This is a genomic window from Enterobacter sp. JMULE2, from assembly GCF_013337145.1.
GTDB lineage: Bacteria > Pseudomonadota > Gammaproteobacteria > Enterobacterales > Enterobacteriaceae > Enterobacter > Enterobacter mori.
The window spans coordinates 269,392-282,847 of sequence record NZ_SGWD01000014.1 but is presented as its reverse complement, the minus strand read 5'-3'; the positions used below and the strand labels follow the sequence as shown (position 1 = coordinate 282,847).

At 53.6% G+C, this 13,456-nt stretch carries 12 protein-coding genes; all 12 read right to left on the bottom strand.

All coding sequences use genetic code 11. From position 1 onward, the window contains the following. Nucleotides 1–8: 8 nt before the first annotated feature. Nucleotides 9–530, bottom strand: coding sequence for a peptidoglycan-associated lipoprotein Pal (gene pal, locus EXW94_RS16655; protein WP_003858578.1), 522 nt, complete (start codon nt 528–530; stop codon nt 9–11). A 35-nt stretch (nt 531–565) separates the two neighbouring features. Next, entirely contained in the window at nt 566–1,858 is a 1,293-nt protein-coding gene (gene tolB, locus EXW94_RS16650; protein WP_089598921.1) for a Tol-Pal system beta propeller repeat protein TolB, read from the bottom strand. A 134-nt stretch (nt 1,859–1,992) separates the two neighbouring features. Further along, a complete protein-coding gene (gene tolA / locus EXW94_RS16645) occupies nt 1,993–3,246 on the bottom strand; it encodes a cell envelope integrity protein TolA (protein ID WP_174340567.1) in 1,254 nt (417 codons plus the stop codon). A 28-nt stretch (nt 3,247–3,274) separates the two neighbouring features. Beyond that, the gene (gene tolR / locus EXW94_RS16640; RefSeq protein ID WP_003858589.1) at nt 3,275–3,703 is read right to left on the bottom strand and encodes a colicin uptake protein TolR; all 429 of its coding nucleotides are present in this window, start codon (nt 3,701–3,703) and stop codon (nt 3,275–3,277) included. A gap of 3 nt (nt 3,704–3,706) precedes the next feature. Beyond that, nucleotides 3,707–4,399 carry a Tol-Pal system protein TolQ gene (tolQ, locus tag EXW94_RS16635; protein ID WP_089598919.1) on the bottom strand — a complete coding sequence of 231 codons (693 nt, stop codon included), beginning with the start codon at nt 4,397–4,399 and terminating at the stop codon, nt 3,707–3,709. Continuing rightward, nucleotides 4,399–4,800 carry a tol-pal system-associated acyl-CoA thioesterase gene (gene ybgC / locus EXW94_RS16630; RefSeq protein WP_174340566.1) on the bottom strand — a complete coding sequence of 134 codons (402 nt, stop codon included), beginning with the start codon at nt 4,798–4,800 and terminating at the stop codon, nt 4,399–4,401. Before ybgC ends, tolQ begins: the two co-directional genes overlap by 1 nt. A 148-nt stretch (nt 4,801–4,948) precedes the next feature. Next, complete coding sequence (gene ybgE, locus EXW94_RS16625) at nt 4,949–5,239, bottom strand: cyd operon protein YbgE (protein ID WP_010428735.1); 291 nt, start codon at nt 5,237–5,239, stop codon at nt 4,949–4,951. Continuing rightward, nucleotides 5,239–5,352 (bottom strand): cytochrome bd-I oxidase subunit CydX, encoded by a 114-nt coding sequence (gene cydX, locus EXW94_RS16620; protein WP_003858598.1) that lies wholly within the window; start codon nt 5,350–5,352, stop codon nt 5,239–5,241. The genes ybgE and cydX overlap by 1 nt, the downstream gene beginning before the upstream one ends. Before the next feature lie 14 nt (nt 5,353–5,366). Beyond that, entirely contained in the window at nt 5,367–6,506 is a 1,140-nt protein-coding gene (gene cydB, locus EXW94_RS16615) for a cytochrome d ubiquinol oxidase subunit II (protein ID WP_010428732.1), read from the bottom strand. A 15-nt stretch (nt 6,507–6,521) separates the two neighbouring features. After that, on the bottom strand, nt 6,522–8,090 hold the full coding sequence (gene cydA / locus EXW94_RS16610; RefSeq protein WP_108415875.1) for a cytochrome ubiquinol oxidase subunit I: 1,569 nt from the start codon (nt 8,088–8,090) through the stop codon (nt 6,522–6,524). Between the two features lie 675 nt (nt 8,091–8,765). Continuing rightward, on the bottom strand, nt 8,766–11,396 hold the full coding sequence (gene mngB / locus EXW94_RS16605) for a mannosylglycerate hydrolase (protein ID WP_174340565.1): 2,631 nt from the start codon (nt 11,394–11,396) through the stop codon (nt 8,766–8,768). A gap of 23 nt (nt 11,397–11,419) precedes the next feature. Then, nucleotides 11,420–13,327 (bottom strand): PTS 2-O-a-mannosyl-D-glycerate transporter subunit IIABC, encoded by a 1,908-nt coding sequence (gene mngA, locus EXW94_RS16600; RefSeq protein WP_174340564.1) that lies wholly within the window; start codon nt 13,325–13,327, stop codon nt 11,420–11,422. Nucleotides 13,328–13,456 lie beyond the last annotated feature (129 nt).

Below are 13,456 nucleotides of genomic sequence, written 5' to 3'. Positions count from 1 at the left end.
CCATTCTCTTAGTAAACCAGTACGGCACGACGGTTTTTGGAGTAAGCCGCTTCGTCGTGACCCAGTACTGCAGGTTTTTCTTTACCGTAAGAAACGATGGAGATCTGGTCAGCAGAAACGCCTTTACCCTGCAGGTACATTTTAACAGCGTTAGCACGACGTTCACCCAGGGAGATGTTGTACTCTGGAGTACCACGTTCGTCCGCGTGACCTTCTACGGTGACTTTGTAAGACGGGTTGCTACGCAGGAAGTTAGCGTGAGCATCCAGCATCGCAGCGAAATCAGAACGGATGTCGTATTTATCCAGATCGAAGTAAACGATGTTGTTCTGCTGCAGCTGCTGCATCTGAAGACGCGCTTGCTCTTCAGAAGACATGTTGCCATTGCCGTTAGCGTCCATACCGGTGCCGGCACCCATCATGCCTTCACCGCTCTGGTCATTGCTTGCGTTCTTGTTAGAAGAACACGCTGCGATTGCCATTACAGGCAGAGCGATCATCAGCCCCTTCAGCACTTTGTTCAGTTGCATTTCTAAGATTCCTTTAGTAATCAATTAATTATTATTTACAGATACGGCGACCAGGCAGGTGATTTTACCTGTCCATCAGTTGCCGGAATACGCGCTTTGAAACGCCCATCTGTAGAAACCAGATTCAGCACAGATCCCATCCCCTGAGAAGAGCTGTAGATTACCATCGTGCCGTTAGGTGCCAGACTTGGCGTTTCATCCAGGAACGTTGACGAGAGAACTTGCACGCCACCCGTTACCAGATCTTGTTTGGCAATGTGCTGCTGACCACCCGCAGAACTGACCATTACCATCGTTTTACCATCGGCACTGACGTCAGCATCCTGGTTCTGAGAACCTTCCCAGGTAATACGCTGCGGCGCTCCGCCGTTGATATTCACTTTATAAACTTGTGGGCGACCGGCCTGGTCGGACGTGAAGGCCAGGTTCTGGCTGTCCGGGAACCAGGTTGGTTCGGTGTTGTTGCTACGGCCATCCGTCACCTGACGAATCTGACCAGAACCGATGTCCATCACGTACAGGTTCAGGCTACCGGTTTTAGACAGGGCAAAGGCCAGTTTTGAGCCATCCGGAGAGAACGCAGGCGCACCGTTGTGACGTGGGAACGACGCAACCTGACGCACGGCACCGTTAGACAGCGTCTGGATAACCAGCGCAGAACGACCGCTTTCGAAGGTTACGTAGGCCAGTTTGGAACCGTCAGGAGACCACGCCGGAGACATCAGCGGCTGTGGAGAACGGTGAACGGTGAACTGGTTGTAGCCATCGTAGTCAGAAACGCGCAGCTCATACGGGAACTGACCGCCGTTGGTCTGAACCACGTAAGCGATACGAGTACGGAATGCACCTTTAATACCGGTCAGCTTCTCAAACACTTCGTCACTTGCGGTGTGGCCCGCATAGCGCAGCCACTGCTTGTTCACTTTATAAGTGTTCTGAGCCAGAACGGTACCTGGCGCACCGCCGGTATCGACCAGCTGATAAGCCACGTTGTAGCCACCGTCTGGGGCAGGCGTTACCTGACCGACCACGACCGCATCAATACCCAGCGCAGACCACGCCGCAGGCTGTACTTCCTGCGCGGTGCCCGGCTGCTGTGGCAGGCGAGAACGATCTAATGGGTTGAATTTGCCGCTGTTACGCAGGTCAGCGGCTACAATGCCGCCGATGTCTTCAGGCGCCGCACCCGGGCCAGCCCACTGGAACGGAACAACGCCGATTGGGCGCGCCGAGTCCACCCCCTGGGTGATCTCGATACGTACTTCTGCATGCAGCACAGCTGCCCACAGCATTAAAAAACTAAATGCTACACGTAATGCCTGCTTCATCATATCTCCCTTATCTGGGTAACCTTACCCACGATAATTTAGCAGAATGTTAACAAACTCAAATAGACAAAACTACCTGAACCCTGTGACTAAACCTGGTCTATTTTCCCCCGTTTGCACGGGGAAAATGTAACTTAAGGTTTGAAGTCCAGTGGCGCATTTTTAAAGACTTCATACACGGCCTGAGAAGGCGGTTTTGGCATCTTCGCCTGACGCGCTGCAGCCAGTGCAGCAGTACATAAGGCTGGATCGCCACCTTCAGACTGAATATCGAGCAGCATCCCATCCGGCGCCAGTTTTATACGCAGCGTACACGTTTTACCGGTGTAGGAAGACGCATCATAAAATCGGCTTTCGATAGCGGATTTAATCTGCGCGGCATAACCGTTGATTTCAGCGCCTGATGCACCGTTACTCTTAGTGTTACCACTTCCAGACGGCGCTGCGTTGTTTCCTTTCGCTCCGCCACCCGTTTTCGGTGCATTCTTACCTGAACTGAGATCGCCCAGCAGATCGTCAACGCCTGCAGCAGCGGCAGCTTTTTCAGCGGCAGCAGCCTTTTTCGCAGCGGCTTTTTCGGCGGCTGCTTTCTTATCGGCAGCGGCCTTCGCGGCTGCAGCTTTTTTATCAGCTGCGGCTTTTTCTGCGGCGGCCGCTTTTTCAGCTGCGGCTTTCTCGGCAGCAGCCGCTTTCTTCGCCGCCTCGGCAGCAGCTTTCTTCTCTGCTTCCTGAGCGGCTTTCTTCGCGGCTTCCGCTTCAGCTTTCTTCTGAGCATCAGCAGCGGCTTTCTTCGCGGCTTCCGCTTCAGCTTTCTTCTGAGCATCGGCAGCGGCTTTCTTCGCGGCTTCCGCTTCAGCTTTCTTCTGAGCGTCAGCAGCGGCTTTCTTCGCAGCGTCTGCGGCTAATTTAGCCTGCGCATCTGCCTGTGCTTTCGCATCCGCAGCGGCTTTGGCCGCAGCCTCCTCCGCCTGTTTCTGCTGTTCTTGCGCTTTCTTCGCTGCGGCTTCAGCCTGTTTCTGCTGCTCAGCCTGCTCTTTCGCCGCATCCTGCGCCTGCAAACGCTCTTTCTCAAGCTGCTTCAGACGCTCCTGCTCCGCGGCCTGCTTTTCACGCAGTTCTTCCGCTTGCTGTTGCGCCTGTTTTTCACGCTGCTCTTCAGCACGTTTTGCACTCGCATGCTGCTGTTGCTGACGATTATAGTTCTGCACTACCGCACCGGGATCCACCATGACGGCATCGATGGAAGACCCCCCACCGCCGCCAGCTGATGCATCAATGTGCTCGTCGAACGAACTCCAGATCAGCGCTGCAAAAAGAATAACGTGCAGCACTGCGGAGACGATTATCGCTCGCTTAAGCTTGTCGTTCTGTTCGGTTGCCTTTGACACTATCGGTTCCCAAAAACTACGCAGATGATCAAATAGGCTGAGTCATTAAGCCAACAGACTTAACGCCCGCACTATGTAGCAAGTTCAGCGCTTTAATAATTTCATCGTAAGGCACGTCTTTCGCGCCACCGATTAAGAAGACCGTTTTCGGATTTGACTCCAGGCGTCGTTGCGCTTCAGCAATAACCTGCTCGGGCGGCAGTTGATCCATACGATCTTTCTCGACCACGACGCTGTACTGCCCTACACCGGAAACCTCAATGATGACCGGAGGATCGTCATTGGTGCTTACCGCCTGTGATTCTGTCGCATCCGGCAGATCAACTTCCACGCTCTGGGTAATGATGGGCGCTGTCGCCATAAAGATCAGCAGCAGTACCAGCAGTACGTCCAGCAGTGGAACGATATTGATTTCGGACTTGAGCTCGCGACGACCTCGTCCACGCGATCTGGCCATGGTTTACCCCTTGTTGCTCTCGGTACTGGTAAACGCCTGACGGTGCAGAATCGCGGTGAACTCTTCCATAAAGTTGTCGTAGTTCAGTTCCAGTTTGTTCACGCGCTGGTTCAGACGGTTGTAAGCCATAACCGCCGGGATTGCCGCAAACAGACCGATAGCGGTCGCAATCAGTGCTTCAGCGATACCCGGCGCAACCATCTGCAACGTCGCCTGCTTCACCGCGCCTAACGCGATAAAGGCGTGCATGATCCCCCACACGGTACCAAACAGACCGATATACGGGCTGATGGAACCCACAGTGCCGAGGAACGGAATGTGCGTCTCAAGGGTTTCCAGTTCGCGATTCATGGAAATGCGCATCGCACGCGATGCACCTTCTACTACCGCTTCCGGCGCGTGGTTATTCGCGCGATGTAAGCGGGCAAACTCTTTGAATCCGCTATAGAAAATTTGTTCGGAGCCTGAAAGATTATCACGGCGCCCCTGGCTTTCCTGGTACAGACGAGAAAGTTCGATACCCGACCAGAACTTGTCTTCAAACGCTTCGGCTTCACGGCCAGCGGCATTAAGAATACGCGTTCTCTGGATAATGATGGCCCAGGATGCGATTGAAAAACCAATCAAAATCAACATGATAAGTTTAACCAGAAGGCTAGCCTTCAGGAACAAATCAAGGATATTCATGTCAGTCACTACTTAAACTCCGCGACAATAGACTTAGGAAGCGCACGAGGCTTCATTATGGTTGGATCAACACAAACAATCAGTACTTCAGCTGAGTTCAGTACGGTGTTCTCTGCATTGACTATCCGCTGCGTGAAAACCAGTGAGGTTCCGCGCATTGATGTAATTTCAGTTTGGACTTCGAGCATATCGTCGAGTCTGGCAGGCGCAAAATACTCAAGCGTCATCTTGCGTACCACGAAGGCAACTCGCTCAGCCAACAGCACCTGTTGACTAAAGTGATGATGGCGCAGCATCTCTGTGCGTGCCCGTTCATAAAAAGCAACGTAGCTGGCGTGGTAGACCACACCACCGGCATCGGTATCTTCGTAGTAGACACGAACCGGCCATCGAAACAGCGTTGTATTCACTTTACATCCCGGTAAAACAAGAAAAGTTGGGGCTTTCAAACTTCGCTACTATACGCGCGGGAATGATGGTTTGGAATGGGAGAAAGTAAACGGAGAGTAAATTTTTATGGGCTCGGGTAAGCCCATATCGTTATAGGACATTTCTTATTCAGAAGAAGAAGAAAATCAGACCAGCAAGGAGAACCAAATCGGCAATCAGCGGGCAGAAAATTCCCTGCCAGTGAACGGCTTTCGGACGAAAGCCCACGCCGTGAATGACCCCTGCGCACACCGCCCACATGATGAGGAAGCCGTGCCAGATCTCAAGTTCGCTGGTCTTTGCCGCGAAGCGCGACGGGTCCCAGAAGATGCAGCCCGCCAGCAGTAATGCCATCACTAAAGAAAGCGCCCGTAACGGGCGCTTGTCCATTACCGCATATAACGTTGCGATAATATTCATTAGTGTTTTTCTTCACCCGCTTTGGTCGCTTCGACGTGCTCAAGCGCCAGGGCAGTGATGACACCAAATGCACAGGCAAGAAGCGTCCCTAAAATCCATGCGAAATACCACATATTCAGCTCCTTACTTAGTACATAGAGTGGGTGTTGCTTTCGATATGTTCTTTGGTGATACGACCGAACATTTTCCAGTAACACCAGGCGGTGTAGAGCAGAATAATCGGTACGAACACGCAGGCAACATAGGTCATCAGGTTCAGCGTCAGCTGGCTGGAGGTTGCATCCCACATGGTCAGGCTAGCATTCATCATAGTGCTGGATGGCATGACGAACGGGAACATCGCAATACCTGCCGTCAGGATGATGCACGCCAGTGTCAGTGAAGAGAACACGAACGCCAGAGCGCCTTTTTCCAGACGAGAGGTCAGCACGGTCAACAGTGGCAACAGTACACCCAACGCCGGGATAGCCCACAGAGCAGGGGTATTGTTGAAGTTCACCATCCAGGCACCCGCCTGACGCGCAACTTCTTTCGTCAGCGGGTTAGACGGCGCAACATGGTTGATCGCAGACGTCACCACGTAACCATCGATACCGTACACCACCCACACACCGGCCAGAGCGAAGCAAACCAGAGTAACCAGCGCCGCAACCTGAGCCGTTGCACGGGAACGCAGGTGCAGTTCACCCACGGTACGCATCTGCAGATAGGTCGCGCCCTGAGTAATGATCATCGCCACGCTAACAACACCTGCCAGCAGACCAAACGGATTCAGCAGCTGGAAGAAGTTACCGGTGTAGTAAAGACGCATATATTCATCGATGTGGAACGGTACGCCCTGCAGCAGGTTACCGAATGCCACGCCAATCACCAGCGGCGGAACAAAGCTACCGATGAAGATGCCCCAGTCCCACATGTTACGCCAGCGGGTATCTTCAATTTTGGAACGGTAGTCGAAGCCTACCGGACGGAAGAATAAAGACGCCAGCACCAGAATCATCGCCACGTAGAAGCCGGAGAACGCAGCCGCGTAGACCATCGGCCAGGCAGCGAACAGCGCGCCACCTGCGGTGATCAGCCACACCTGGTTACCGTCCCAGTGAGGGGCGATGGAGTTGATCATGATTCGACGCTCGGTGTCATTACGACCGAGGAAACGGGTGAGCATCCCTACACCCATGTCGAAACCATCAGTGACCGCAAAACCGATCAGCAGAACGCCAATCAACAGCCACCAGATAAAACGCAATACTTCATAATCGATCATTTGATGACTCCTGTCTTAGCGTGCCGGCTGAGTAGTCGCGGTGGACTGCTCGTAGTGATAGCGACCGGTTTTCAGGCTGCTTGGGCCAAGGCGCGCGAACTTGAACATCAGGAACAGTTCAGCCACCAGGAACAGGGTGTACAGACCGCAAATCAGCAGCATGGAGAAGATCAGATCACCCGCAGTCAGGGACGAGTTCGCTACTGCCGTCGGCAGCACCTCACCGATTGCCCATGGCTGACGGCCATACTCCGCAACAAACCAACCGGATTCGATAGCAATCCATGGCAGTGGAATACCGTACAGCGCGGTGCGCAGCAGCCATTTTTTCTCACCGATACGGTTGCGAATCACGGACCAGAAGGACGCCGCGATAATCAGCAGCATGATGATGCCGCAGCCCACCATGATACGGAACGCGAAGTACAGCGGTGCAACGCGTGGAATCGAATCTTTGGTTGCCATCTGGATTTGCGCTTCCGTTGCGTCGGAGACGTTCGGGGTATAGCGTTTCAGCAGCAGGCCGTAACCCAGGTCTTTCTTCACGTCGTTAAACTGATCGCGAACGGCCTGATCGGTTGAACCGGCGCGCAGCTGTTCCAGCAGCGAGTAGGCTTTCATCCCGTTACGGATACGCTCTTCGTGCTGCACCATCAGATCTTTCAGGCCAGTCACCTGTTTGTCGACGGAGCGCGTAGCGATGATGCCCAGAGCATAAGGAATCTGAATGGCGAAGCGGTTTTCCTGTGCTTCCTGATCGGGAACACCGAACAGGGTAAATGCCGCCGGAGCCGGTTGGGTTTCCCATTCTGCTTCAATAGCGGCCAGCTTGGTTTTCTGCACGTCGCCCATTTCGTAACCGGATTCATCACCCAGAACAATAACAGACAGAATTGCCGCCATACCGAAGCTTGCTGCGATAGCAAAGGAGCGTTTTGCGAAAGCGAAGTCGCGACCGCGCAGCATGTAGTAAGAGCTGATGCCCAGTACGAACATCGCACCGCACACATAGCCAGAAGCCACGGTGTGAACGAATTTAACCTGAGCAACCGGGTTCAGGACCAGCTCAGCAAAGCTGACCATCTCCATGCGCATGGTTTCGAAGTTGAAATCGGATGCGATTGGGTTCTGCATCCAGCCGTTCGCCACCAGAATCCACAGCGCGGACAGGTTAGAGCCTAATGCCACCAGCCAGGTTACCGCCATATGCTGGACTTTACCCAGACGGTCCCAACCGAAGAAGAACAGACCTACAAAGGTGGATTCGAGGAAGAAGGCCATCAGACCTTCAATGGCCAGCGGCGCACCGAAGATATCCCCTACATAGTGGGAATAGTAAGACCAGTTAGTCCCGAACTGGAACTCCATGGTCAGACCGGTTGCCACGCCCAGTGCAAAGTTGATACCAAACAACTTGCCCCAGAACTTGGTCATATCTTTATAAATCTGTTTGCCAGAGAGGACGTAAACCGTTTCCATGATGGCCAGCAGGAACGCCATACCGAGCGTCAGCGGCACAAACAGGAAGTGGTACATCGCGGTCAAGGCAAACTGTAAGCGCGACAGTTCGACTACGTCTAACATTATGACTCCTTGCTCATCGCATGAAGACTCCGAGAGTGAACCCCGTCAGAGAGAGATCCACACGCATGCCCCAATACAAATTATTCGCATCCTTGTCGTCGTTATTACCCTGGAGAAGGATAAAAACGATGACGTCAGGTTACAAATAGGTTAATAAAAAACTCAAATTGATCCCGCAAATATAATACGCTGCAAAACCCTTACAATAAACAGGTTTTTATTGAATCACATTTACGTTTTTCGACGACGATCAATTTATAGCAAAATTACCACTTTTCGGCCATTTTGATCCGGGACAATTTAGCGCCTTTTGATGGGTTTTTCCAAGGATTAAACTTTGATTTAAATCAAAAACAAGCATTGATGTTAACCATGTTTAATCATGGTGAGAATGGTAAAAACCATGTTAATGATATGTGCACGCAAAGGTGAGATTGGTTATCGAAGACGGGAAAAAATATAAACAGAAGTGATTTTAATTAACGCGAAAGAAAGCAGCATTTCAACGGGGGACAAACAATAAAGCGTAGTCGGGCCAGGTTATTTTTCCATTGCATTTATGCAACCCTCCGAAATTACATTTAATTTACTTTTGACACCCCATAAGTTAACACCGATGTGTGACTATTTAATGAAAAAAGGCCGCCTTCTCTGCAGCCTTTTTGTATCGCGGGTTCAGGCGAAAAGAATACTAAAGGTGCGCGACTGCCCCGGCCTGAATGCCCCGACAATACCCTCTTCTCCACACCGATCCATTATCCGTTCGTTCATGTCCGTTTCGCGCCACCGCTTCACCGTTGGATTCATGGATAACGTCGTGTCACATGCGCTGGACGCCGAAGGGTTGAACAGGCGGAGAATGAGCTCATCACGATCTTCAGCCTTTTTGAGCGTACTGAGCGCGCATCCCGTTGGCGAAAGCGCTAACAGACTGTAACTTTCCGGCGTGATAAACGACGCGCGATTCAGTTTCATCGCATCCCAGGGAATTTTGTTATAGCACTGCACCGGCGTTAACCACGATTTAGCCTGCTGTGCGACGCCCGCGTTTTCTGGCGTACCGCTAAAGCTGAAGAGGCTAAAGCGACAGGTTAACGGCCCGCGTACCTGAGAGTCAGGAACAGGCATTTTGATACCTGAAGGTCTGCCTGGACGCAACAGCAAATCTTCTTTCCCGAGCAGCCCCACGCCGCGCAACAAGGTTAAGGCGAATGCTTTTTTGTCATCGCCCACCACTTCAAACTCGCGCAGTCCCTCGGTGAAGAGCGCCAGCCCGTTGCGCTTTTCCTGCAGGACGGCATAGTTGAGTAAATTCCAGACGGGAACCGGCGCTTCTTTCCAGCCCTCCTCATGCCAGGTTGCCATCGCCGCGTCCTGCACCGGCCGAATGAGCGAGCCAAACTGCGTATCCGCTAACACGTCCTCTGTCATAAACGGCGTTGGGATCAGTACGCGAACGCGGTGGTCGTTGGCCTGGTTATCCAGCCGCACGGCCACATCGATACGCCTGCTGTTATGGCTAAGCGTGACGTCAAACTCTATATTGAGTGAGCCGTTTCGCTGACGCGCCGCGCGTTCAGCCAGATTTGCCGGAACGGCGATCCGATGGCGGATAGCCGCCCTGCTCTGCCAACCTTCGTGCGTGACCTTAACCTCATGCTCGCCCTGCGCTGACGTGAGTCTCCACTCTTCCCGGGAAGGCGAGTAGTCGTACTCATCGCCATCGTCCGAACTCTCTTCAATTTCCAGTACGCGGTCATAAATAAGCCCGCTTTCTTTATCGCGCAGGCGCAGCGTGCCGTCGCCATTTAAATCAATCTGCCAGAAGGCATTTTCAAGTAAGGATTCGGCATTTTTCTCCGCCGGGAGCACCTTCCCGGCCACGTTCGGCTCGATATACAGCGTACGGTAGCCCATCGACGGCAGTATCTGGCTGAGCTGAATATCAAACTCCATAAACGGGTCGTAATTGCCGTAATGGACAATCTGCCGGTCAATAAGGCCGGGGTCGAGTTCGCGAGCGCTGCGAATAAAATAGGGGATCTCGTTGCCTTTTTCATCCCGCAGTCTGAACTGGCTGGCCCGCAGCCGAATCGTGGTGTTCATCACCTCTTCACGCGGCCAGGGCATCAGGTTGAACATCACCAGCTTATCGGCGTCGCTTTGCGGCATGTTGTCGACAATCTTGCGCATATAGAAACGCACCAGGTTGTCCGCCATGTCCTCAGCCAGCTCAAAGCGGGAGACAATCTCGCGGTGCACCTTATCGCTGCAGCAGCAGCCGATGCTGTCGTGAGCATGGTTTTTGAGGATCTCTTTCCACATCTTCTCCAGCAGGCCGTGGTGGTAGTCGAAGCCCAGCGTCCAGGCAAGCGCCGCCAGCGGCTCGAGGATATTGACAATTTTGTTCTCAATACGCGCGTGGGCGATTTTAATGTCCATGCGCGTGGAGCCGATGGTGCGGTGAACGCGCATGTATTTCCCGTCGATAAACTCTCCTTTCAGCGTTGCCAGCTCGTCGCGGTGCGCGTCGATATAATCAAACACCTCTTCAAACCGGCTCATCACGAACTGACGCTGGGGATAGATTTCACGAAGCTTATCCATCACCGCGAAAATATTCTGCTGCAGCGGCATCTGGTCGTGACCGTTGGGCAGTAAAATCTCTTTGGTAACGGAGGCGTTTTCCAGTACCTCGAAATAGCTGTCGAGCCGTTTTCTCAGCCCGGCTTCGTCCTCCGGTAAGTACTTACCAATCGCATAGCCCAGCGGCAGTACCTGCGCCGTCACTTCACTGCCGTCCTGGCTCTGCCAGAGAAACTCGGTTTTGTCGGTCCCGTGTCGTTCCGAGCAGCCGCGCCAGAACATCGTGCGGGTAATGCCAAATCCGTTATAGATATGCGGAAGCTGGCCGGACATACCAAACGAATCCGGCAGATAGCCGATCTTCATCGGCTCGCCGAACGCCATACAGTCGCGCATGCCGTACATAAGATTGCGGACAATCGACTCACCGCTGACAATTGTGGTATCGGTCTGGGTATACCAGGGGCCAATAATCAACTTTCCGCGCGCCACAAGCGCTTTCACCCGCGAGCGGTTTTCAGGCACGACGGCAAAATAATCCTCCAGCACCGCCGTCTGTCCATCGAGGACATAATATTTATACTCGTCATCCTGCTCCAGACGGGTCAGGATCTCTTCCATATTATTGACCAGAAGAATACGCGACTCTTCGGTGGTGAAGTACCACTCACGGTCCCAGTGCATATGCGGCGTGATATGAACGCGAGATACAGCTTTCATCTTCGTTTCCTGTTTGTGCGTTGTTACGGTATGGCGTCTTCAGTGACGTAGTTGCCCTTTTTCACCGCCTGGCGTCGCCAGAGCAGCAGAATAAAGGTGGAGATTGCGGTACCCACCAGCGCCGCGCCAAACCAGCCCGCCGCCGCAACCACACCGCTCAACCCGGCATCGTGAAGTAAAAAGAGAGAGAAAATACCGGCCCCCGGCGTGGACAACCCGATTCCCATCGCGCCGACAATCGCGCCTGTTACCATGGAGCCGAGCACAAATGAACCAATGACGCGAAGCGGATCTTCAATCGCCATCGGAATCGCCCCTTCGGTGATGCCCGCGAGTCCAAGCAGCCAGGTGGATTTACCGGTTTCAATTTCAAACGGTTTAAACAGTTTCGGTGCCAGCAACGTTGACGCCGTGACGGTGAAGGCCGACACCATTTTGACGGAGGCAAAGATGGCATAGGGACCGTATACCCCGTTAGCCATCGCGCCCAGACAGAACGCGTAAGAGGCTTTGTTGACCGGGCCACCCAAATCGAATGAGCACATAAACCCGAGGATCGCCCCCAGGAGCAGCGCATTCGCGCCGGACAAACCGTTAAGCCAGGCGGTGAGCGTAGTATTAAGCCAGGCCACCGGCTCACCGATCACAAACAGCATCAGGCTGCCCGCCCCCAGTACGCCAATAACCGGATAGAGATAAAAAGTTAAAAAACCGTTGAAGCGGCTACTCAGGCGAATGTGATTTTTCACCCAGCGCATCAGGTAACCCGCAATCAGCCCGCCGATGATAGCGCCGAGAAAACCGGAGCCGATCATATTGGCCGCAAGACCGGCCGCAAAGCCCGGGGTCAGCGCGGGTTTATCCGCCAGCGAGTAAGCGGTATAGGCCGCCAGAACAGGGACCATCAAAATGCCGAGCATGCCGCCGCCAAGCTTGCGGTACATCCACAGCCATGAGTTTTCCTGGTCGAACAGGTGCTGCAGGCCCAGGATTTGCGCCAGCAGTACCGACACGGCGAGTACCGTCCCGCCGGCGACGATCAGCGGCACCGCAAAGGAGATACCGCTAAGGAGCGCCTGCTTGAGCTCAGTTTTAACGCTCTTTTTTTCTGCCTGTCCGGGCTGCGCTTCAGACGAAGACGGTAATGCCAGCGCGCGCTCAATTAACGCTTCAGCATGGCGCAGGGGTTCCGCGACGGGCACGGAAATAGCGGGGATCCCCTGAAAACGCTCGCTCTCTTTGATCGCCACTTCTGCGGCAAAGATACACGCTTTGGCCTCCTGCAACTGCTGCTCGGTGATGCGCCCCTCAATGCCATTCGCCCCCTGCTTTTCGACCACAACGTTGACGCCCAGCTTACGTCCCGCTTTTTCCAGGTACTCAGCTGCCATATAGGTATGGGCAATCCCGGCCGGACAGGCGGTGACGCAGATGACGGTTGGTGCATTCACCAATGTGGCAACCTCGTCTTCCTGCGAGCCACCGTTCAGAGCATCAAGCAGATCCTCCGCCGTCGCTGCAGCCATAACGCGTTCCCGGAGTGCATCATCTGCCAGGCGAGACGTCAGCGCCGTCAGTACCTGGATATGCGTGGATCCCGCTTCAGCAGGCGGGATGGCAAGCAGGACGATCAGCTCAACGTTTTCAGGGCCGTCCACCCCCTCCCACTCCAGCGGTTCGCTCAGCGTAGCAACCGCAAAAGCCGCTTCGTTCACCGCGCTCGATTTACCATGCGGAACAGCCAGCCCTTCCCCGAGTGCGGTCGGTCCTTGTGATTCACGACGGTAAACCTCCGCCAGAAACGCATCGCCATCGGTAATTTTGCCCAGCGCCACCAGTCGCATCGTAAGCTGGCGAATTGCCTCATCACGGCTGGCATAGTGCGCCTGCACGCAGACAGCGCTGGAGTGGGTCAGAGTCGTCAGGTTCATAAGATCCTCACACGTAACTTGTTATTGTCTGGCGGCAATTGTGGCAGGCAATGCAATACATTTATGTGATCACTTTCACTAACAGCGCAAATTTGTATTTAACTTGTATTATTTACAAATTTTACGCTG

Coding starts and splice junctions, on each gene's coding strand:
- cydA (WP_108415875.1), bottom strand. CDS start 8,090: ATGTTAGACGTAGTCGAACTGTCGCGCTTACAGTTTGCCTTGACCGCG.
- mngA (WP_174340564.1), bottom strand. CDS start 13,327: ATGAACCTGACGACTCTGACCCACTCCAGCGCTGTCTGCGTGCAGGCG.
- cydX (WP_003858598.1), bottom strand. CDS start 5,352: ATGTGGTATTTCGCATGGATTTTAGGGACGCTTCTTGCCTGTGCATTT.
- tolR (WP_003858589.1), bottom strand. CDS start 3,703: ATGGCCAGATCGCGTGGACGAGGTCGTCGCGAGCTCAAGTCCGAAATC.
- mngB (WP_174340565.1), bottom strand. CDS start 11,396: ATGAAAGCTGTATCTCGCGTTCATATCACGCCGCATATGCACTGGGAC.
- cydB (WP_010428732.1), bottom strand. CDS start 6,506: ATGATCGATTATGAAGTATTGCGTTTTATCTGGTGGCTGTTGATTGGC.
- pal (WP_003858578.1), bottom strand. CDS start 530: ATGCAACTGAACAAAGTGCTGAAGGGGCTGATGATCGCTCTGCCTGTA.
- ybgE (WP_010428735.1), bottom strand. CDS start 5,239: ATGAATATTATCGCAACGTTATATGCGGTAATGGACAAGCGCCCGTTA.
- tolB (WP_089598921.1), bottom strand. CDS start 1,858: ATGAAGCAGGCATTACGTGTAGCATTTAGTTTTTTAATGCTGTGGGCA.